This window comes from Brucella sp. 22210 (assembly GCF_052045675.1).
Classification (GTDB): domain Bacteria; phylum Pseudomonadota; class Alphaproteobacteria; order Rhizobiales; family Rhizobiaceae; genus Brucella.
This window is the reverse complement of sequence record NZ_JBQEPD010000019.1, coordinates 2,154-23,557: the sequence shown is the minus strand read 5'-3', so window position 1 is coordinate 23,557 and position 21,404 is coordinate 2,154. Positions and strand designations below refer to the sequence as shown.

The window sequence follows — 21,404 nt, the reverse complement described above, 5'->3', positions numbered from 1 at the left end:
ATCAGTCGCTGATGACGATCGTATGTCCTTCGCGCAGCACAGCAACCAGAGCGGCGCCATCAACTTCGCTGGCACAGATTTCGCCCGGGCGATCGGTCGAGTCGGCGCCGGTAAACGATATCACCACGTGACCGATGTCACGCACTTTCTGCCAGGCGCTTGTTCCGACAGCCGTAATGCGTGCCGTCAGCTCGCCAATGGCGATGAGCGCGCCAACCGGCGGTGCGGCTTCCTGCGGGCCGTCTTCGACGGCGTGCATTACCGAGACTTCTGCCAGCTCAGGCGGGGAACCCTCGGCAAACAGGATCAGAACGCCGCCTTCGGCGAGATCAGCCACTTCGGGACCGATTGCGGTGATCCGTGTCTTGAGATGTATCGGCATGGCGGCAGTCCTTTTCAATTTCACTCAACCGACACCCTCCAATTATTGGGGAGATGAGGATGTCGAATATTAAAAGGCAGATATTTGAGCGTATCCCGAAAAATGTGAAACGGTTTTCGGAAAAGATGCGCGTTAAAACAGAGGATTAGAGAAACGGCTCGCCGCTTTGATGCGGCGAGCCAATATGCGTCAAAGCACGGCGAGGCTGACGAGCCAGGCGATGAGCACCGAGACAGGGCCCATGATCTGGCGGCTGATCAGGATCGCAGGCACGCCGATTTCGATCGTCTTCGGCTTGGCTTCACCGAGCGCCAGACCCACCGGCACGAAGTCGCAACCGACCTGCGTGTTGTAGGCGAAGAGCGCGGGCAGGGCCATTGCCGGAGCGATGGTGCCATTGGCAATCTGCGGGCCGATAATTGCCACACCCACCACCTGTGCGATGACCGCGCCCGGTCCGAGGATCGGAGACAGGAATGGCAGACCGCAGATGGCCGACAGAATGAGCAGGCCGATGATATTGTTGGCGAGCGGTCCCATTGGCTGGGCGAGAATATCGCCGATGCCGGTGTAGAGAATGAGACCGATCAGCATCGTCACGAACGCCATGAATGGCAGAACGTTGCGGATGACCTGATCGATGGTGCGACGACCAGCATTGAAGAAAATGCCGACGACGCGACCCATGGCGCGACCGATGCGGCTGATAAAGCCGACCATGCCACCATCGTTCGAGGTATCAACAGGTGCTGCTGGCTTTTCTTCGGCCTTGGCGGCGGCAGCTCCAATGGAAGCAGCGGCAGCCGGAGCCTCGGAGCCATCGGCAGGAACGACATTTTCGGGTTTCACGCCGGAGACATAAATGTCTTCGGTGATGAACTGCGCCAGCGGGCCTGACTGGCCGACGGGCGTCAGATTGACGGTCGGAATGCGCTTGCGTGGATAGACGCCGCAACGTGCGGTGCCGCCGCAATCAACCACGACGACGGCCATTTCGCTTTCAATGGGCGGTGCACGGAAACCGTCTACGGCTTCGCCCCCGGTCATTTCGGCGATCTGCTTGGCAAGCGGATGAATGCCGCCGCCGGTCACGGATACGATCTTGTTGCGCTGCTCGGTCGGCTGAATGACGAGCGGGCCGCCCCAACCACCGGAACCGTGAGAAATTTTGACTGACTTATAGGTCTTGGCCATGATGTCCTCCCGCGCGCCTTAGAGCTCGACGCCCTGACGGCGCGCCATGATGGCGGTGATGCGTTCGGTGAGCATGCCCTTGAGCAGGATCACGACGAGGCCGACGAGGGCGTACCAGATGGCCACATTGATGTGATATCCATTGGGCACGGCACCTTTCTTTTCCAGCTCAAGCAGAGCCACGAGCACGCCACCCCAGACGAAATATTCGCCGGGATTGATATGCGGGAAGAGGCCAAGCGGCGGATGCACATAGGACACTGCCGCGTCGTAGAAGGCAGGCTTGTGCTTTTCCTCAAGGAACGAACCGAAGGTATAGGCCATCGGGTTGGTCAGGAAGAACACTGACAGGACCGGCAGAACCGTATAACGGGTCAGCGCGATGCGGCCCGCGCCCTGAGCAAGACCATGCACGCGCTTTTCACCGACCAGTTCAGTGATTGCGTAGAAGGCGGTCATCAGAACCACCAGCGTCGGAATGATGCCGGTCACGAAACCGGAAAACACTTCACCGCCCTTCTGGAAGATGCCGATGAAGTGCTTGCCGATAGAGGCAAGCCAGCCCAGCTGTTCTTCCTGCGTGACGTGTTGCAGACGCTCCTTGAACTGATCGACAGTCAGATTGTCCGCGCCGGTCGCCTGTGCGAGCTGCACAAGGTTATTGCTGCCGTGTTCGACGGCGAGCTTGCCGTGAAACACTGCATCCGTTGCCATGTTGGCTGCCATCTGGCTGGCCACATGCAAGGATTGTAAGGTCGTATCGGCGCCTTGCGCCAGCATTGCAGCTATAGACATTTCTCCTCCTCGCCGCCCGTCCTCGTCGGGCGATACCCCTTGAGCATTTCCACCCGCCAGGACATTGGAAGTGCTCTATCTGTTTGTTTTGCCCCACATCTTGTCCGAAAACGTTGCACAGTTTTCGGGATGCGCCTGTTTGTTTACCTGCTTCCAGATTGGACACGCACTCAGGCGTGTGCCAGTTTCAGTCCTTCGAGAGACGCGCCGTCGGATTGTTCCCTGATGCGGTCGATCTGGTCCATCGCCTGCTTTGCGGCAGCATTGACGGGCGATTTTTCGAGCGCTTCCTGTTCGCGCCGCAAGGCGTTGAGCGGCATGCCTTCATAGGCTTCCTGCCGCTTGAATTTCGCAAACACGGTTCGCCCGCTCATTTCCAGGAAACGGCGGACTTTCAGGTCGCGGTCGACCACAATCATGACAATGACGCCTTTGCCGAAGCGCCCGCGCACATGGCCCGCACCGACGAATCCGTCAGAGTAGCGGGATGTGACGCCTTTCAGCACGTCGGAGTAATGGCGCATCTGAAACCAGACGCCCAGCGATTGGACTCCCCATAAAAGAGCCAAAGCCAGTAAAGCCCATTGCCAGATAGCCATTTTCTCCTCCTCCACCGGAGGCTTGATGCGTCTTCAGGCGCCGCCAGTCTCCGTCTCTTCACAGAACATTTGTTTTCTTAAATGTCAATATGTATAATTATGAGGTAAATATCGTCGGGCGGACAAGCTGACAACTGCTGTTGTTTCGCATATGGTCTGTCGGCGTTGGAGGCGTGGAATATGGATTTGCTTTTGAAGAACCAGATGGCATCGATGCCGGACTTGCGACGCCGCTTGCGGCAGTTGCGCTGGTTCAGGGCGACGTTTCGCAAACACGCCAGCCTTCTCCACGATGTTTATGGTGTCGATTACGATATCGACGAGCAGAAACTGACGGAAGCTTTTCTGAACTGGGTTGAGCTGGTCGAGCAAAACAAGCGTTATGCCAAGGTGGACCGCAAGGATTTCATCACCTTTGCCGCCGGTCTTGTTCTGCGTGAACTGATCCGCCTGTCGCCTGCCAGAGCGCTATCGATCCCGAAGGCAACCGAGGGTGAGAACACGCCGCAACACGATATTATCGCTTTCTGGCCAGAGGGCTTCCTCTACACCAACTACTGCATCTGCGCGATTGCCGCAGTGCAGGAGCAGGAATTTGGCGTGGCGCAGGATATCGACGCCTGTGCGGATGATCTGCGGACCTGGTGGTCTTACCGGGAAAACGTGGCCGACATGCCGGGCTATGCAATAGCCTTCCTCGACAAGTTTTTGGGCGGCGAGCCAAACTGGGTCATGCCCGATCTGGCATCGGCCCGCGTGGCGGTACAGCGCGCGCTTGGCGCGCAAAATCCGTCAGGCGCGATAAAGGGTTAGTACTTTTGGCAACCCGGCCCGTCAGCTTGACGGGCGCGGAGGCAAACCAGCGCGAGCGCGCATCTTGTCGAGCAAGGCTGCTGCAATCGGCTCGTAATTTTCGTCGAAGTGGTGGCCGCCAGCCAGTTTCATGACTTCCATGCCCTTCAGCTCTTTTGCCGTGCAGGCGGTGTCTTCTTCCTCTTCGCCGTAGACGCAGACGACGCGGTCGAGCGGAATGCTGGAAATTGCCGGAACGACATCCTTGTCGCCATCCATGCCAAGCCAGCCCTCGATGGAAACCTGGAAGGTCGTCGTGGTTTCGACGCCAAGCAGCCCGATCATTCTGGTGCGGTCCTGAATGGACGGATCGAGATACTTCCATGCGAAGGGGAATGTGTCGGCCCCGAAGGAATAGCCGAGCACGGCAACGGGCAATTTGCCTGTCGGGTCGGCCTTCTTGATCATGGCCGTCGTGTCTTTGGCGATTTCTTCCGGTGTGCGTTCCGACCAGAAATAACGCAGCGAATCAACGCCGATGATATGCACGCCATTCGCCTGAAGCCATTCGCCGATGGACTTGTCGAGATCGCGCCAGCCGCCGTCACCGGAATAGAACACCGCGACCATATCGCCATTGCCGCCCTTGGCGGGAAGATCGACAATCGGCAAAGCTTCGTTCTTGGCGTCCTGATCGGCCATGGCGACGATATTATCCACCGCCATTTTCATGCGCGTCGGGAAATCCTTCCCGCTCTGGAGAACGGCGATATTCTTTTGCCGGGCTTCGACCGGGTTGTTGGTTTCGCCTCCGGGAGGGCTCATCACCAGCGCAGGTGCTGGTATCTCGGCATCATAGGCATAGGTGAAGGCGCCATCCGGTGTCTTCGTCGCGGCTGCCTTTTCCGTGCAGGAGCGCAGGCGGGTCTTGGCGGGAGCCGGGTCGAGTGAGACAGCGCCTGCAATGGTCGCATCTGGCGAATCCGAAGCGGCGGCATAGGCGATGGTCGCGCCTTGTCCGATGCCGGTCAGCACTGGATGGAAATAGACGTCGAGATCGAGCCCGCGCAGTGCTTCCTTGGCAATGGCCTCAAAATCGGAGTCGAGATAGTTGCACTCGCCGTCTTCCTTATCGAGCGAAGCGCGCCAAGGGCCAAGTTCAACCGGCAGAACGATCATGTTCTTGGCCAGCAGCGCATCCGTATAGGCGCGTTCCTTTTCGCCGATGCCGGCCTCGTCGCTGAGCAGGATCGTAAGCCCGACCGGGTCACCGTTTGGCATATAAACCGGGATGTTCGACAACCGTTCGGCGCTCGCATGAATGACCGGCTCTTCGGAACCCGTGAGCTTGGTCCACATGCGGGCGATCTTGCCGGTATGCAGCGAGCCGTAAACGCCCGCTGCTCCCAACAGCGCAAGCCCGACCACGGTAAAGAGGACGCGTTCTTTCTTCATTTACGGATGAACTCCAATGGGCTGCCATTAATCAGGGTTGTCGCATCGAGCAAGGCGCGTGGTGTTTCCAGTCCGCCGGGGCAGACCATGTAATGCGGGGTCCAGACAGGATCGAATTTCTCCTTGAAGGCCTTCAATCCGTCGAAATGATAGAGATCGGCACCGCGCTTATAGATGAAGGAACCGAGCCGGTTCCAGCGCGAGGCGAGCCTGCTGCCGCTCAAACCGGAAAGCGGGGCCGCGCCGAGATTGAACCATTTGTAACCTTCGGCCTTGCTGGTCATCAAAAGCTTGGCGAACAGCGCATCCATCAGCAGCTTATGCACATTGGGCATATAACGCATCAGGTCCACGGTAATTTCGTGCTTGTCGGCACCGCGCCACAAATTGGCGAAAGCGACGATCTCGCCTTCATGTTTCAACACGGCGACGTCGAAGCGCTTCATATAGTCGTCGTCGAAATAGCCCAGAGAAAAGCCTTTTTCGCTGCCGGACTTGAAGTCGAGCCAGGCGTCGGAAATTTCACGCAGACGCGGAATGAGCGGTGCAACTTCGGCAGCCGGGATGATTTCGAAGGTGAAGCCATCCTTGTCGATCTTGCGGTCGGCATAGCGGAATGGCTGTCGGCGTGGTCCTTCGAGCGAGAAGTCAGTCAGGTTCACGCGGGCGACTTCGCCCAGTTTCAGCGCGACCAGTCCCATATCCAGAAACAGCGGCAGGCTTTGCGGGCCAACGCCGTAGAAAACAGTGCGAACGGCCAATTTGTCTGCAAGCGCATGAAACGACCATGCCGCTTCCTTGCCGGTTTCAGGATTGCCAATCGGCTCGCCGAGCGCGATCAGACTGCCGCCGGACTGGGCATACATGATGAACGCGCTGTTATCCGGTGCCATCAGGAATTGCTTGTCGCCCAGCATGGCCAGTGCGGCATCTGTGTGCGGGCATTCCGCAACCAGATTTGGAACGGCTTCCGGGATCGAATAATCGACCTTGCGCCTGCGGTGGCTGTTTCGGTTGATGATCGAATGCAGGCCGACAGCGGCGACCAGCGCAAAGACCAGCACGGTCGCACGGAGGAAGCGGGGCGCGTTGCCGCTCCACGCAAAGTCCCACCACAGGTCGCTTGAATATTCGACATGGCGATAGACAAAGAAGCCAAGCCATGTGGAAACAAGCACTGTCGTGCCGACGGTGGTGATCCAGTTCCAGCTTAGCTCGAATGGTCCGGATATCGGGCGGCGATAGAAGGAATCGCGGAAGCTCCAGAGCGTCGCGGCGAAGATGCAGAGAATGACGGCTTCTTCCCAGTCGAGGCCCTTGGCGAGCGAAAATACAGCGCCGCTGAGCAGAAGCGCCATGGCCGCCACCCATGCCCGCTCCAGCCGCTTGGAAAGGCCGCGCGCAACGATCAGCAGCGCGACACCCACGAGGCTTGCCGCCAGATGCGACATTTCCATCAGGAATTCTGGCACGATGTCGGAGAGCAGTTCGACGCGATAGCGCAAATTGGGCGTTGCGCCTGAAATCAGCAGGATGATGCCGCCCAGAAAGATGATGCCAGCGGAAAGGCTCGGCACCAGCGGCTCGAACAGCCGTTTGGCGAAGGCCGCCTGCTTGCCCAGCATCTGCCGCCGCCGCATGGCTTCCCAGACGAGAATACCGGCAGTAGCGACGACCAGCGGCATGACCGTGTAAATGATACGATAAGCGAGCAGGGCGGCAATGGCATCCGGCTTTCCGCCAAGGCCCAATCCGGCGATGATGGTCGCCTCAAAAGCGCCGAGGCCCCCGGGCGCGTGGCTGGCAATGCCCAGAACAATGGCGATCACATAGACAAGCGCGAAGACCGCAAAGCTTGGCACTGCTCCGGAAGGCATGAGGACGTAGAGGGTGGCCGCAGCAGCGCCGACATCGACCAGTCCGGCACAGATCTGGATCAGCGCGCCCCTGGAGTTGGGAAGGCGGAGGCTGAACGAGCCTATTCTGACGCTGCGTTCACCATGCGACAGCCAGTAGATGAGCCAGCCAATACCGCCGAGGATGACGACGCCAGCAATGATATCAATGCGCGAATCGATGGTGGACAGCCACGGAACGTCTTGCGGGTCGATGAGGAGTGCAGCGCCGACCATGATGATCAGCGCGAACCAGATCGCAAACCACGATGTACCGACAATCTTGCCGATATCGGCAAGGCTGACGCCTTCGGCGGCATAGATGCGGTATCGCAGAGCACCGCCGGTCAGAAGCGAAAAGCCAAGCGCATTGGAAATCGCATAGCCCGCAGCACCGGCGACGGCAGCAATGCGGCGCGGTATTTGATTGGGCGCGATGGTATCGACTGCGACGACGTCGTAAAGGGCGACGGCCGCATAGCTCAGTATTGTGAAGAATACGGCCAGCGCCAGCGTCGTCCAGGAAATGCTATGCAGCGCCGCCAGCGTTTCCGAACGCGACGTATGCTGGAGCATTGTCTCCAGAACATAAATCGCCAACAGTGCGATGGCGATGCCCGCTACCGGAAAAAGAAAATGCTGGTATCGTCTCACCCAGCCAAAAGGTCCGGGCGATACTGTTGTCGGGATGGAAGGTGCATCATCATCAATCAAGCTCATCGGTGCATCGTTCCGTTGGAGCAATCAAATAATTTATATTAAGGCGCGGAATGATCCTGATTTAGGGCAAACTTGTGATCTAACGAGATGTTCCATTGAAAATATTCAATGGTAATCACAACTTGGTCTATATAAGCCTTCGGATAGCCGGGGCAGCAAGCAATTTGACGAACGAATGAGGTTATCGTGCTCGATGTTTCCTATATGACGGCGGCTGGTGCGGGGGCTCTGTCCTTTCTGTCGCCCTGCGTTTTGCCGCTTGTGCCGCCTTATCTTTGTTACATGGCTGGTGTGAGCGTCGAGGACTTTCGCGCCGATAAAGCCGCCCGGGTCGCCGCCGAGCCTTCAGCCCGCCGTTCACTCGCCTTTGCCGCAATCTGCTTCGTGCTCGGTTTTACCACTGTTTTCGTAGCGCTTGGCGCTGGTGCATCGTCCATCGGCGCATTCCTGCGCGCATGGCAGCAGGAGATCGCCATTGTCGCCGGTCTTGTGATTATACTGATGGGCCTCAATTTCCTGGGGCTGCTGCGCCTGTCGTTCCTGTCACGCGAGGCGCGCTTTCAGGCGCGCAATGCCCCGGCTTCGCCGCTTGGCGCCTATGTCATGGGGCTGGCCTTCGCCTTCGGCTGGACACCGTGTATCGGCCCGGTTCTCGGCCCGATCCTGACACTGGCTGGCGGCAGCAGCACCGTTGGCGAGGGCGCGCTTCTGCTTGCAGTCTATTCGCTGGGGCTTGGTATTCCGTTCTTGATCGCAGCACTCTTTTCCGGCGCCTTCATGCGCTTCCTGTCCCGCTTCCGCGTGCATCTCGGCAAGGTGGAAAAGGCAATGGGCGCGCTGCTGGTTGTTGCAGGCGTTCTGTTCCTGACAGGCGGTATGCAATCCTTCTCATTCTGGCTACTGGAGACGTTCCCGGTCCTCGGGCGGCTTGGCTAAATCCGTAAGCTTCCTTATACGCTTTCGTGATAAAGCGGATGAACACCACGTATTTCTGGACAATGTCATGACAGATCGTACTTGCCTTTCCATCGTGCTTGCTGCCGGCGAAGGCACGCGCATGAAATCCAGCTTGCCGAAAGTGTTGCATGCGGTCGCGGGATTGCCGCTGGTCTGTCATGTTGTCAAAGCCGTGCAGGGAACAGGCAAGAGTGATGTCGCGCTGGTCGTTGGACGCGGTGCGGAAGATGTGCGCGGCGCGGTCGAGAAGATCGCAGGCCCTGTTTCAGCATTCGAACAGACAGAACGTCTCGGTACGGCCCATGCCGTGCTTGCTGCACGTGAGGCGATAGCAAATGGTTATGACGATCTGCTGATCGTGTTCGGCGATACGCCGCTGATTGAAGCGGAGTCCCTGCAAGCCGCGCGTGCGCGCCTGGCCGACGGTGCGGATATCGTGGTGATCGGCTTCCGCCCGGCCAGCCCGCATGGATACGGTCGCCTGATCGAGGAAGGTGACCAACTGGTCGCTATTGTCGAGGAGAAGGAAGCAACTGACGCCCAGAAGCAGATCGGCTTCTGCAATGGGGGCTTGATGGCCGTGCGCGGACGCCAGGCATTGGCACTGCTGGATGCCGTTGGCAATGATAACGCCAAGGGCGAATATTACCTCACCGATATTGTTGCCATTGCACATGGCAAGGGCCTCAACGTAACGGCTATCGAAGTGCCGGTCGATAATGTCATCGGCATCAACAATCGCGCAGAACTCGCGGAAGCCGAGGCCATCTGGCAGAACCGCAAGCGCCGTGAAATGATGCTGGCCGGTGTGACATTGATTGCGCCCGAAACGGTGTTCTTCAGCCATGACACGCTGGTGGAAGCCGATGTGATTATTGAGCCCAACGTGTTTTTCGGTCCCGGCGTGCATATTGCGTCGGGTGCGCTCATTCATTCCTTCTCACATATGGAAGGCGCGAATGTTGGTTCCAATGCCGAAATCGGGCCTTTCGCGCGTCTGCGTCCCGGCGCGAAGCTTGGCGAGAAAACCAAGGTTGGCAATTTCTGCGAAGTGAAGAATGCCGATGTGCGCAAGGGCGCCAAGATCAATCACCTGACCTATATCGGTGACGCGACCGTCGGCGCATCCAGCAATATCGGGGCAGGGACGATTACCTGCAATTACGACGGCTACAATAAGTATAAGACGATCATTGGCGAAAACGCCTTTATCGGCTCCAATTCCTCTTTGGTGGCCCCGGTGGAAATAGGCGACAACGCCTATATCGCTTCGGGCAGCACGATCACCGACAATGTTCCGGCTGATGCGCTGGCTTTCGGTCGCGCGCGACAGGAAACCAAGGAAGGTCGGGGAAAGATCCTGCGGGAGAAGTATGCCGTCATCAAAGCGGCTAAAACCTCATCGAAGTAAATCGACTATCAGACGACCCGAGTGGTTACAGCTCGTCTTGCTGTTCTGCTCTGGAATCTTTAAACCGGCTGGCAAAAGCAAACGACCCAGATCTGGAGCAGATGCATGTGTGGAATTATCGGTATTATCGGCAAGGATGAAGTCGCGCCGCTTCTGGTCGATGCTCTGAAACGACTGGAATATCGCGGCTACGATTCAGCCGGTATTGCGACCTTGCAGGGCGGCAAGCTCGACCGTCGCCGTGCCGAAGGCAAGCTGGTCAATCTGGAAAAGCGTCTGGCCGGTGAACCGCTTCCCGGCGTGATCGGCATCGGTCATACACGCTGGGCCACGCATGGCAAGCCGGTGGAGCGCAATGCGCATCCGCATATTACCGAACGCCTCGCGGTGGTTCATAACGGCATTATCGAAAATTTTGCCGAACTGCGCGCTATGCTCGAAGCCGAAGGCCGCAAGTTCCAGACCGAAACCGATACGGAAGCCGTTGCGCATCTCGTGACGCGTGAACTGGATAAGGGCAAATCGCCGATTGAAGCCGTCCGTGATTGCCTGCCGCTGCTTCATGGTGCTTTCGCACTGGCATTCCTGTTTGAAGGCGATGAAGAACTGCTCATTGGCGCCCGTCAGGGACCGCCGCTCGCTGTCGGCTATGGCGATGGTGAAATGTTCCTCGGTTCAGACGCGATTGCGCTGTCGCCCTTCACCGATACCATTGCCTATCTGGAAGATGGCGACTGGGCTGTGCTGACCCGCAAGGGCGTCACCATTTATGACGAGAGCAACAATCGGGTCGAGCGCGCGATCCAGAAGACGCAAACCGCAAATATGCTCGTTTCCAAGGGCAATCATCGTCACTTCATGCAGAAGGAGATGTTTGAGCAGCCGGAAGTGATCTCGCACACGCTGGCCAATTATCTCGATTTCACCACTGGCAAGGTGCGCCAGGAAGCTGTTGGCGTCGATTTCAGCAAGGTGGATCGTCTGACGATCTCGGCTTGCGGCACGGCCTTCTATGCCGCATCGGTCGGCAAATACTGGTTCGAACAGATTGCCCGTCTGCCTGTCGATAGCGATATCGCATCGGAATTCCGTTATCGCGAAATGCCGCTGTCGAAGGATTCGCTGGCGATGTTTGTTTCGCAGTCCGGCGAAACGGCGGATACGCTGGCGTCACTGCGTTATTGCAAGTCGCAGGGCTTGAAGATTGCCGCTGTCGTCAATGTCACTGGTTCGACCATTGCTCGTGAATCCGATGCGGTGTTTCCGACGCTTGCGGGGCCGGAAATTGGCGTTGCTTCTACCAAAGCCTTCACCTGTCAGCTTTCGGCCATGGCGTCGCTCGCCATTGCTGCCGCCAAGGCGCGTGGCGCGATTGACGATGCGCGCGAGCAGGAACTGGTACGCCAGCTCTCCGAAGCGCCGCGTTTCCTCAATCAGGTGCTGAAGCTGGAAGACGAGATCGCTGCTATTTGCCATGAGCTGGCCAAGGTCAATCACGTCCTCTATCTGGGGCGTGGCACGTCCTTCCCGCTCGCGATGGAAGGCGCGCTGAAGCTCAAGGAAATCTCCTATATTCACGCCGAAGGCTATGCCGCTGGCGAGTTGAAGCATGGACCTATCGCCCTGATTGACGAAGCCATGCCGGTTATCGTGATTGCGCCGTCCGATCGCCTTTATGAAAAGACGGTCTCCAACATGCAGGAAGTGGCGGCCCGTGGCGGTCGYATCATCCTGATCACSGAYAAGAAGGGYGCGGAAAGCGCCAGCGTCGATACGATGGCGACCATCGTCCTCCCGGACGTGCCGGAATTCATCACGCCGCTGGTCTACGCCCTGCCGATCCAGATGCTGGCCTATCACACCGCTGTCTTGATGGGCACGGACGTCGATCAGCCTCGCAATCTGGCAAAATCGGTCACGGTTGAATAAAATCAAGATAGGGAGGAATTGTAGCTTTCCGGGCTGTTCAATTCTTCAAATATATGCATTATGTCTAAATAGTGACCAATTGTTTGGGTGACTGGTTAAAATTTAGAGAATTTTTAAACTAAACGCCTCTGACGGAGGCAAAGACAAGAGAATTGAACTGTCCTGGCGGCCCTTTGGAAAGTAAAATTGTCCGCTTGATTTGATATAATCTCAAGATTCAATATTTTAAAGTTAGAAAATGGACACTCCAGCATCGCGCTCCCAGACGTTTCCAACATTGAATCCCTTAAAGATGATCAAAAATATAGCTGGTCATATGGGGTTGATTATTAGTTTAGCTCAACGTGAAGTGATGGGGCGCTATCGAGGCTCAATATTGGGTCTGCTTTGGTCATTTCTCAATCCGCTGTTAATGTTAGCGGTTTATACATTTGTATTTAGCGTTGTGTTTAAGGCGAGGTGGGCTGGTGGATCCGAAACCAAAACGGAATTTGCACTTGCGCTTTTCACAGGCTTAATGATCTTTAATCTGTTTGCCGAGTGCGCAATCCGCGCCCCGGGCCTCGTTCTCTCTAACGTCAATTACGTAAAGAAAGTAATATTCCCTCTCGAAGTCCTTCCCGTGGTTTCGCTGGTTTCTGCTTTATTCCATTATGTCATAAGTTTAATTGTTTGGGTTGTTTTCTATATTGCATTTTTCGGCGTTCCAAATATTTACATATTTCTACTACCTTTAGCCATTCTCCCATTCTGCTTATTTATCCTTGGCACAACATGGTTTTTGTCTTCGTTAGGCGTTTACTTGCGAGATATTGCGCAAATTGTGGGCGTCCTAACAACAATGTTGATGTTTTTGTCGCCTATATTTTATCCGGTCAATGCGCTACCGGAAATCTATCGGCCGTTTATGGAGCTTAGTCCTCTCACTGCCGTGGTTGTGCAAGTGCGTGATCTGCTGCTCTGGGGGAAAGGCATGGATTGGTTTGGCTGGATGAACCAATTAATATTGTCATGTGTGGTCGCCTGGTTGGGGTTTGCCTGGTTTCAAAAAACACGGAAAGGTTTTGCAGATGTCCTCTGACTTTGCGATCGCAGTCAACAACCTTTCCAAACGCTACGAGATTTATTCGAAACCCAGTGATCGATTGGCCCAGTTCCTGTCATTGGGAAAAAAGCGATATTTTCAGGAGTTTTGGGCACTCCGAAACGTGTCCTTTGCGGTTCCAAAAGGCGAAACCGTTGGAATTTTAGGACGCAACGGCAGCGGCAAAAGCACGCTTTTACAGCTTATAGCAGGGACCTTGATGCCAACTGCCGGCACCGTCGTTACGAATGGTGTATTGGCCGCTTTGCTAGAGCTCGGGTCTGGCTTTAATCCGGAATTTACAGGCAGGGAGAATGTTTATCTCAACGGTGCTATTTTAGGATTTACCCGGGAGCAAATGGATGAGCGTTTTGATAAGATAGCGCGTTTTGCCGATATTGGCTTCCATCTGGATCAGCCTGTGAAAACCTATTCCAGTGGCATGGCCGTTCGGCTTGCTTTTGCCGTGCAGGCGTGCATTGAACCTCAGATCCTGATTGTGGATGAGGCGTTATCGGTCGGTGACGAAAAATTCCAACGAAAATGTTTCGATTATATAGAACGCCTACGTGCGGATGGATGCTCTATTCTTTTGGTAACTCACTCAACCGCAACCGTCGAAAAATTTTGTCAAAAAGCTATCCTGATGCATCAAGGAGAAGTTCACGGCATTGGTGAGGCAAAAGAAATCGTCGATCAATACCATGCCTTGTTATATTCGGATGAGAATGTTTATCTCAACTATATTCGTGGCAATGCAAAAAATGATCACGTTCAGGAGGGCGCACCTGATGTGCAGAATCAAGAGATCCAAAGCCGTGAAAGCGAAGATGGAACATCAGTCAATTCGTTGGCTATTATCCGGAAATGGGGGCTTTTTGATGCGACTGGTACGAGCAAAGACAATTTTCGCCCGGCTGATCGCGTAACGATCAGCTTTACTGCTGATGTTTTAAGAGATGTAAAAGAGCTACAAGCTGGTATCTTGATACGCACGGTAGAAGGAGTGAGCGTTTTTGGAACCAGCACTTTATATTTTGAAAAAAATATTATTAACGCCAAAGCGGGCGGGAGTATACAATTTGACTTTAACATCGAACTTAATCTTTGCGCGGGCACCTATTTTATAACGCTCGCTCTGGCTGATGCGATATCGCATGCCGACATGCAGTATCTCGATCGCCGAACCGACGTCATGGTTTTTAAAGTCAGTCAGCCACGATTGAAAGCAAGTGGCATTGCGATGTTAAAGACCGCTATATCGACTAGTTTTCACGATGGCTCTTTATGAAATCTCTTCTGATTCTCACTGATCAGTATACTGTTGGTGGTCTGGAAACCCACATTAATGGCGAAATTCGCCGCCTTACGGCTCAGGGGTGGAAAATCCATCTGGCTATCGGGAAGCAGTTTGACAAGGACTTCATTCCAGATGGTGTAGCCTCTATCACAAGTGGCTTTGATTTCGGCCCTGCCCAATCTGTGGCTGGTTTGTGGCAAACAATTTGTTCTTTGCGGGAACTTATCCGTCTCAATGAGATTGACGTCGTTCATGCGCATCCTTTCTTTGCTATTTTCGCAGGTTTTATCGCTGCTGAATTCGAGAATACTGGATTCGCCTTGACGTTACACGGACCTGCCTCGCTCGCGAGTTATGGGCCATTCCACGAATTTCTTCTCAAACAGATCATATTACCACACACACCGCTCGTCTTGGCGGTATCCGAAGAAGTGGCGGCGATGGCCGCCCCTTATGTACCAGCCCGCGCGCTAAAAATATTTCGTAATTCCATAGACCTGTCCGCGTTTATTGATCCAACACCTGATCATGAGCCGTTAGACAGGCGGTGGCTGGTGGTTTCCCGTTTGGACGAGCAGAAGATTACGGGAATCTTTGAATTTGCAGTCATTTCCAAAGCTTTGGGTTTGCCCGGCATTGTGATTGTTGGTGACGGGCCTGCGCATGCAATATTGCAAGAAAAGCTCAACGCAAACCAGTTGGGTGAATTCGTCGAATTCCTCGGAACGCGACTTGACGTACCGTCCTTTGCACAAAGGTTTGAAGGTGTTGCAGGAATGGGCCGCGTCGTTCTTGAAGGGGTCGCTTTGAAAAAGCCCGTCATCCTTATTGGGTATGATGGGGTAAAAGGCCTGCTTCAGCCTTCGAATTTCCGCTCGGCAATGCGAGCCAATTTTTCCGGACGATCTCTGCCGAATGTGAATGAAGATAGCTTTCCTAAGGACGTTCCACTCTCGCAATGGGGGGCACAATTTACGGAAGCGCTATATTCGCTCGCCCACAAAGAGTGCGACGAGCGTTTACAATGGGCAAAATTCGAAAAATGGGCGCATAAACTAACGGCACCTTCCCGGACAATTTTTCATGGCCTATTCCACGATAACACAAATTCTCTCAGTAAAATAGAAGAGCCATTCTTTGAATCGCTGACCGTGATTGAAACGCTTGCGGATTTGGTTAACAGCCAGGAATATTTTAACCCTGCTCTGGCGAGTAGCTATGAATTAGCTCGTCAACGCATGGTAGATTATAAATATAAATCGGAGATAGAACAACAAAAAACACAGATTTTTCTCCTGCAGGAAGAACTGCAGAGAGAAAAAGAAGGGGCAAAAGAAGCAATGCGGGTGGGAAAAATGTTCGAAATATCATCCCAAGAAGCACTGGAAGCTCTTCGTCATTTAGAAGAAAAAGTTAGGTTACTTGAAAGCAATTTAAAAGAAAAGACAGAGTTATTGAAACAATACGAATTATATCGCGCCGATAAAGAAAACTACATAGCCGCTCTTAAAGTGGACATAGATACCCTTCAGGCAGAGATTGTTACTTTAAAGAGCGGTTGGTCTGGTATGTTCCGAAACGTCCGGCGACGCTTGCAGAAGATTCCTTTCTATGGCAGGCGCCTTTATGAAATCTGGGATACTTCGGGATTTATGGGCGTTTTGACTGTTGTGAGACGTCGGCTGCGCACCACCACAAGCGTACATGTTCATCCACAGCACTGGTCTTCTCCAACCATGCCAGGGTTATATGCGCAAACTGGCATTGATACCGCGCCAACTATCTGGTCTCGTACAGATGAGCTGGTTATTATTACCGGTGTCCCATACGACGACATTGGGGGCGGACAACGTGCAGCCCAATTAGCACGTTGTGCGTTGAAAGCGGGGCGTAAAGTAAAATATATATACATCTTCAAGAAGTTTGACTTCGAACTTCAAAGCCATGTCGATTCCAGGGTCGACATTCATGGATTGGAGCATTTGCATATTGATGCAACGTCTCCGCTTGAGATCATGAGCGGGGTGTCAAGCAATGCCACACTCCTTGTCGAGTTTCCGCATCCTCGCGTTGTCGAATATATCACATTATTTAATAGTCGCGGCCTGCGTACAGTGTTCGAATTAATAGATGACTGGGAAACGAGCCTGGGAACCGGGTGGTTTGATCGGGACGTTTACAGAAATATCGTATCAATGGCGCAAACCGTCATTGGTACAGCGAAGATTCTTGTTAAACAATTGAAGAAGCTAGGCCGACAGGATGCAATTTATCTGCCGAATGCGGCAAATGAATATATATTTGATAGCTATAAAAAGCATGACAGGCCTATAGACCTACCCTTCAACTACAAAAAGATAGGCCTTTACTTCGGGTCCCTCTATGGCGATTGGTTTGCGTGGGATTATCTCGAGGCTGCAGCGAAGGCTAACCCGGAATACGGATTTGTTCTGATCGGAGATCGTCCGTCTGGCGTGAACATGCCAGACAATGTTCACATGATTGGCGCTCGCAACATCGACGAGTTGCCCGGTTATTTACAATATTCTGATTTTGCACTTTTACCGTTTTCTCCCGGTAAAATCTCGGATGCGGTTTCTCCAATCAAAGTATTTGAGTATTTATTTGTCGGCAAGCCGGTGGTTGCAACACGGCTACCAGAAATTATTGGTTATCCTGGCGTTGATATTGCCGACAGCCCCACGGAATTCGCCGCACTATGCACGAAAGTCAATGACACTAAAACCGACCAGGCTCTTACGGAAAAATTCATCTCTGAAAATTCATGGTTCACGCGCCTGGACAAGATCATCAACGTCGAACACAGAACCAGGTTCAAAAATCGTGTTAGCGTCGTTATATTGATCCATAATAATAAGAAAATAATCGGTCGCTGCCTTGAATCTATCCAACATCATTGCAAAGCTTATATCAAGGAAATCATCGTGGTAGACAATGCAAGCACCGATGGGGGTGCGGAATTTGTCGCTGAACATTTCCCTAAAGTCAAACTTTTAAGCAACCCGGAGAACGGATGTTCATCCGGCCGGAATTTAGGGGCTCGTCACGCTTCGGGAGACTATTTGGTATTCTTTGACTCAGATCAATGGTTTACCACATCCTGTTCTTTTGAAGAAGCATTGACGATTCTGGACATGAATGCCGGCATTGGTGCAATTGGATGGGGCGGCGGCTGGTTTGATGCGGGCAGATCCGATCTTGGCGGCATGATTGCCGATTACAGCCCCAATCGAGGCATGAATGAGATTGCAATCAAAAAGGGTTACAGATCAGATATCGGCTATCTTGGTACATGCGGATTTTTCATGCCCAAATCGGTATTCGATGCAATTGACGGGTTTGATTGCGCCTACGATCCAACCTGTTTCGAAGATACAGATCTGTCTTTTCAAATTAAAAAGTTGGGATTGAAGATATGCCATCGCGACTTGACCGGCATTCGTCATCAACCTCATCAAACAACCGGCGCGAATTCAGGATCGAGCGCCTATCGAGAACTATTTATGCGAAATGCGGCCTATTTCAAGAATAAATGGAAAAGCAACCCAGATTTCTATGTAGATTACGTAGATTGAAATTGATCTAAGATAATTACCTATATTTTTTGCCGAAATTTTCGTCAATTTTTCTTATTTATATAGTGGTCGATCCCCACTAGAGATTTTTTAAAGAACGGCACCGTCAACAATCATTGTCGAAAATTTTCTCTCTTTTACTTAAAGATATTAAAAGGAAAATATTGTGGTTAAGATATTGACAGTCGTGGGAACTCGACCTGAAGCAATCAAAATGGCTCCTGTTATTTTAGGCCTGCAGAAAGAACCTTGGGCAGAAGTTCGTGTTCTGGCGACCGCACAACATCGACAGATGCTTGATCAGGTTTTGGATTTCTTTGCGATCAGTCCTGATATAGATCTTAACATCATGCGACCGAACCAGGCATTGACAACGCTCACGGCGCGTTTGTTGCAGGATCTCGATAATGTATTGTTGGCTGAAAAACCAGATGTCGTGCTCGTGCAAGGCGACACGACCACAGTTATGACCGTTGCCATGGCCTGTTTCTACCACCGCATTGCGATCGGCCATGTGGAAGCGGGGCTGCGAACCTGGGATATTCAAAATCCTTTTCCCGAAGAAGCCAATCGGGTAATCACGGGCAAGCTCACCACATGGCATTTTGCGCCCACTCAAGGATCAAGGCAAAATCTTTTGAAGGACGGGGTCGATGACGAGAAAATTATTGTCACCGGCAATACCGTCATCGATGCGTTGTATATGGCCACAAAACGCGAACTCTCAACCGGTATCCCCTTGGACAACGCAAGAAGAATGGTCCTTGTAACCTCGCATCGGCGGGAAAATTTTGGGGAACCAATCCGCAACATCTGTCGTGCTTTGCGTCACCTGGCACAAAAAAATCCCGATGTGCAATTCCTTTATCCGGTACATCCCAATCCCAATGTTAGAGATGTGGCGCATGAATTCTTGTCATCACTTGATAATTTTATCCTTTGCCATCCTTTGGACTATGCTCCCTTTGTCGCTGCGATGAAGCAAGCGTATCTGATCATTACGGATTCTGGCGGTGTTCAGGAAGAAGCGCCCGCCTTGGGTAAACCCGTGGTCGTATTGCGCGACGAAACAGAACGTCCCGAAGCAGTGGAAGAGGGCGTGGTCAAGCTTGTAGGACCAAATTACGACCGTATTGTTGCCCAGGTACAGCTACTGCTCGATGATAAAGCGGCCTACGCCGCTATGGCACGCGGCGTATCTCCTTATGGGGATGGTAAATCCACGGAACGTATTATTGAAACGATCAGGAAACATTTTGCTTGAAAAATCTGATATATTTATCCCCTGTTCCCTGGGCGAGTTTTGCACAGCGCCCGCAAAAATTCGTCAATTGGTTTCACGCGCAATATGGAGGAGAGGTCCTATGGATTGAACCATACGCAACCCGCTTTCCGTCATGGCACGATTTGAAACGCGCACGTCACACTCCTGTGGAATCTCATTCCGCTCAGGTGCCGTCCTGGCTTACGCGCATCAAGGTATCAAGCATTCCAATCGAGCCATTGCCGGGGTCTGCCTGGCTTAATCAGTACTTGTGGAAACGTGTTATTGGCGCAGCTGTCGATTTTGCCAATGTTGGAGATTGCTCGCTCGTAATTGGTAAGCCTTCTGTCCTGGCAATTACGCTAATGAAAACTTTGCCAGATATCTTTGCTGTCTATGATGCCATGGACGACTTTCCTGCCTTCTATCGTGGTTTGTCACGACAGGCTATGAGATGGCGGGAAGCCCAAGTCATGGCGAAGGCCGACGAAGTGTGGACATCCAGCACAGTATTATATGACCGTGTAAATCTCTCTCCCAGGAAAATGCGACTGATTAAAAATGGTCTGGATGCGGCCGCCGTCGAGGCGATCAAACCGATTGAAGCAAATCCGGATCAGAAAGTTTTTGGTTATATCGGTACAATAGGCGCGTGGTTTGACTGGGACATGGTTATTGCATTGGCACGCGCAGCGCCCAACGATATCGTACGTATCATTGGTCCAATCTTTAAAGCGCCACCCAAAAATCTGCCCGCAAACATAGAGCTCTTGCCCCCTTGTGAGCATGCGCTAGCAATGGAGTATATGGGGGGTATGGATGTAGGGCTTATTCCATTTTTGAAGAACGAACTGACGGCATCCGTCGATCCAATAAAATACTACGAATATCGGGCATTGGGGATGCCTGTCATCTCGACAGCTTTTGGAGAGATGCTAAACCATGGCTCAGATGAAGATACGTTTTTGGTGAATGGTTTGGGAGAAATTGCGTGCACTGTTAATAAAGCTCGGGCATCTATTCGATCTAAACGATTGGACATAGCATTCGTGCAAGCCAACTCCTGGGACGCCCGCTTTAATCAAACAATGTCTAAATTATAGCGACGACGGTGGCATTGGGCCCCCAGGGCTGGTTACCGTCATAAGATACGGTGATTTTTGATACACCGGCCATTTTTGTATGTTACGGAGTGAAAAGGGTCGCCTTCATTTTTATATATGAGATTACCAGATTGACGCATACATGTTTCTATTTTTTCAACGTCCCATTTAAGTGAGTATTTATAGATTATCTCCGGCGCTGATCCAGCGCTAACAGTGCCTACATATCCTTTAACCTCCTTGTCAGGAAATAATCTGGACAGCTGGGCAGCAAGCGAATGATAAAATCCGTTACCTGAGTAACAAACAATCAGCCTGATCAATTTGACATCCGCTATGTTTTCTTTTTTATCCAAAAGATGCTTTAACTTGATTGCATCAAGCGGACCACTTGGGGAATTCATAATAAATCTAGGTCCGGGATTATTAATCGCCCCACCATGGGCGGAAACATTTAAACGTAATTTTCCTTTATGATTATCATTATATGTATAATAGCTATTACTTGGATCTCTATGGGAAGGAAAGAAACTTAAATTATACAAAAAATGGCTCCGCATTGTTCAGCATCGGATTCTAGATTTTTCAGTATTCCGTCCTGGAGCATTATTTTGAATCATGGAAGCGATATAACAATAATTCATACTTGCTGACGGCGGACAATATTGTCCGCCGTTCTTCTTTTTATCCAGGATAGCTAGAGCGATTCCGATTAAAACGGAATCGCTCTAGCTATTTGTTTTTACGCATTATCCTACGCAAAACCGCTACGCACTTTTGCTGGAAATGCTCTAGAAGGGATTTCTGCTTCCGGTTATTCCCACTTGACGCGGAAGCCGAGATTGCTCGAGACCGAATAGCTCTTGCCATTCTCAAGACCCATGGCCCCGAACAATTTGCCATAGACGGCATATTTGTCGTTCAACCA

General features: G+C 52.6%; 16 protein-coding genes. 9 read left to right on the top strand and 7 right to left on the bottom strand.

From position 1 onward, the window contains the following. Position 1: 1 nt before the first annotated feature. The 4 genes from ACTJKP_RS19380 to ACTJKP_RS19365 form a co-directional block, all read right to left on the bottom strand. A complete protein-coding gene (locus ACTJKP_RS19380) occupies positions 2-382 on the bottom strand; it encodes a PTS glucitol/sorbitol transporter subunit IIA (protein ID WP_440631821.1) in 381 nt (126 codons plus the stop codon). A 189-nt stretch (positions 383-571) separates the two neighbouring features. Continuing rightward, on the bottom strand, positions 572-1,576 hold the full coding sequence (gene srlE / locus ACTJKP_RS19375) for a PTS glucitol/sorbitol transporter subunit IIB (protein ID WP_440631820.1): 1,005 nt from the start codon (positions 1,574-1,576) through the stop codon (positions 572-574). Positions 1,577-1,594: 18 nt separating this feature from the next. Beyond that, the gene (gene srlA, locus ACTJKP_RS19370) at positions 1,595-2,371 is read right to left on the bottom strand and encodes a PTS glucitol/sorbitol transporter subunit IIC (protein WP_113533482.1); all 777 of its coding nucleotides are present in this window, start codon (positions 2,369-2,371) and stop codon (positions 1,595-1,597) included. A gap of 170 nt (positions 2,372-2,541) precedes the next feature. Continuing rightward, positions 2,542-2,970: a transcriptional regulator GutM gene (locus tag ACTJKP_RS19365; protein WP_078340339.1), complete on the bottom strand. Its 429-nt coding sequence runs from the start codon at positions 2,968-2,970 to the stop codon at positions 2,542-2,544. Between the two features lie 180 nt (positions 2,971-3,150). Here ACTJKP_RS19365 and ACTJKP_RS19360 point away from each other — a divergent pair, with 180 nt between their 5' ends. Continuing rightward, on the top strand, positions 3,151-3,783 hold the full coding sequence (locus ACTJKP_RS19360) for a hypothetical protein (RefSeq protein ID WP_078340340.1): 633 nt from the start codon (positions 3,151-3,153) through the stop codon (positions 3,781-3,783). Positions 3,784-3,804: 21 nt separating this feature from the next. On the opposite strand, the gene ACTJKP_RS19355 is transcribed toward ACTJKP_RS19360, so the two are convergent. Continuing rightward, positions 3,805-5,217, bottom strand: a complete 1,413-nt coding sequence (locus ACTJKP_RS19355) for an AcvB/VirJ family lysyl-phosphatidylglycerol hydrolase (protein ID WP_440631819.1) — start codon at positions 5,215-5,217, stop codon at positions 3,805-3,807. Then, positions 5,214-7,832, bottom strand: a complete 2,619-nt coding sequence (mprF, locus tag ACTJKP_RS19350; protein ID WP_440631818.1) for a bifunctional lysylphosphatidylglycerol flippase/synthetase MprF — start codon at positions 7,830-7,832, stop codon at positions 5,214-5,216. The genes ACTJKP_RS19355 and mprF overlap by 4 nt, the downstream gene beginning before the upstream one ends. 186 nt (positions 7,833-8,018) lie before the next feature. Between mprF and ACTJKP_RS19345 the strand changes: the two genes are divergently transcribed. From ACTJKP_RS19345 to ACTJKP_RS19310, 8 genes are all read left to right on the top strand, one after another. Next, positions 8,019-8,768 carry a cytochrome c biogenesis CcdA family protein gene (locus ACTJKP_RS19345; RefSeq protein ID WP_182520610.1) on the top strand — a complete coding sequence of 250 codons (750 nt, stop codon included), beginning with the start codon at positions 8,019-8,021 and terminating at the stop codon, positions 8,766-8,768. A gap of 67 nt (positions 8,769-8,835) precedes the next feature. Continuing rightward, positions 8,836-10,200: a bifunctional UDP-N-acetylglucosamine diphosphorylase/glucosamine-1-phosphate N-acetyltransferase GlmU gene (gene glmU / locus ACTJKP_RS19340; protein WP_440631817.1), complete on the top strand. Its 1,365-nt coding sequence runs from the start codon at positions 8,836-8,838 to the stop codon at positions 10,198-10,200. Between the two features lie 105 nt (positions 10,201-10,305). Then, complete coding sequence (gene glmS / locus ACTJKP_RS19335) at positions 10,306-12,129, top strand: glutamine--fructose-6-phosphate transaminase (isomerizing) (RefSeq protein WP_440631816.1); 1,824 nt, start codon at positions 10,306-10,308, stop codon at positions 12,127-12,129. A 238-nt stretch (positions 12,130-12,367) separates the two neighbouring features. Continuing rightward, positions 12,368-13,210 carry an ABC transporter permease gene (locus tag ACTJKP_RS19330; protein WP_440631815.1) on the top strand — a complete coding sequence of 281 codons (843 nt, stop codon included), beginning with the start codon at positions 12,368-12,370 and terminating at the stop codon, positions 13,208-13,210. Further along, positions 13,200-14,504, top strand: a complete 1,305-nt coding sequence (locus tag ACTJKP_RS19325) for an ABC transporter ATP-binding protein (protein ID WP_440631814.1) — start codon at positions 13,200-13,202, stop codon at positions 14,502-14,504. The genes ACTJKP_RS19330 and ACTJKP_RS19325 overlap by 11 nt, the downstream gene beginning before the upstream one ends. Continuing rightward, positions 14,501-18,109: a glycosyltransferase gene (locus ACTJKP_RS19320; protein ID WP_440631813.1), complete on the top strand. Its 3,609-nt coding sequence runs from the start codon at positions 14,501-14,503 to the stop codon at positions 18,107-18,109. Before ACTJKP_RS19325 ends, ACTJKP_RS19320 begins: the two co-directional genes overlap by 4 nt. A gap of 166 nt (positions 18,110-18,275) precedes the next feature. Continuing rightward, positions 18,276-19,373 carry a non-hydrolyzing UDP-N-acetylglucosamine 2-epimerase gene (gene wecB, locus ACTJKP_RS19315; protein ID WP_440631812.1) on the top strand — a complete coding sequence of 366 codons (1,098 nt, stop codon included), beginning with the start codon at positions 18,276-18,278 and terminating at the stop codon, positions 19,371-19,373. Next, positions 19,370-20,476, top strand: coding sequence for a hypothetical protein (locus ACTJKP_RS19310; protein ID WP_440631811.1), 1,107 nt, complete (start codon positions 19,370-19,372; stop codon positions 20,474-20,476). The genes wecB and ACTJKP_RS19310 overlap by 4 nt, the downstream gene beginning before the upstream one ends. A gap of 38 nt (positions 20,477-20,514) precedes the next feature. Here ACTJKP_RS19310 and ACTJKP_RS19305 read toward each other — a convergent pair whose 3' ends face one another. Beyond that, a complete protein-coding gene (locus ACTJKP_RS19305) occupies positions 20,515-21,021 on the bottom strand; it encodes a hypothetical protein (protein WP_440631810.1) in 507 nt (168 codons plus the stop codon). Positions 21,022-21,404 lie beyond the last annotated feature (383 nt).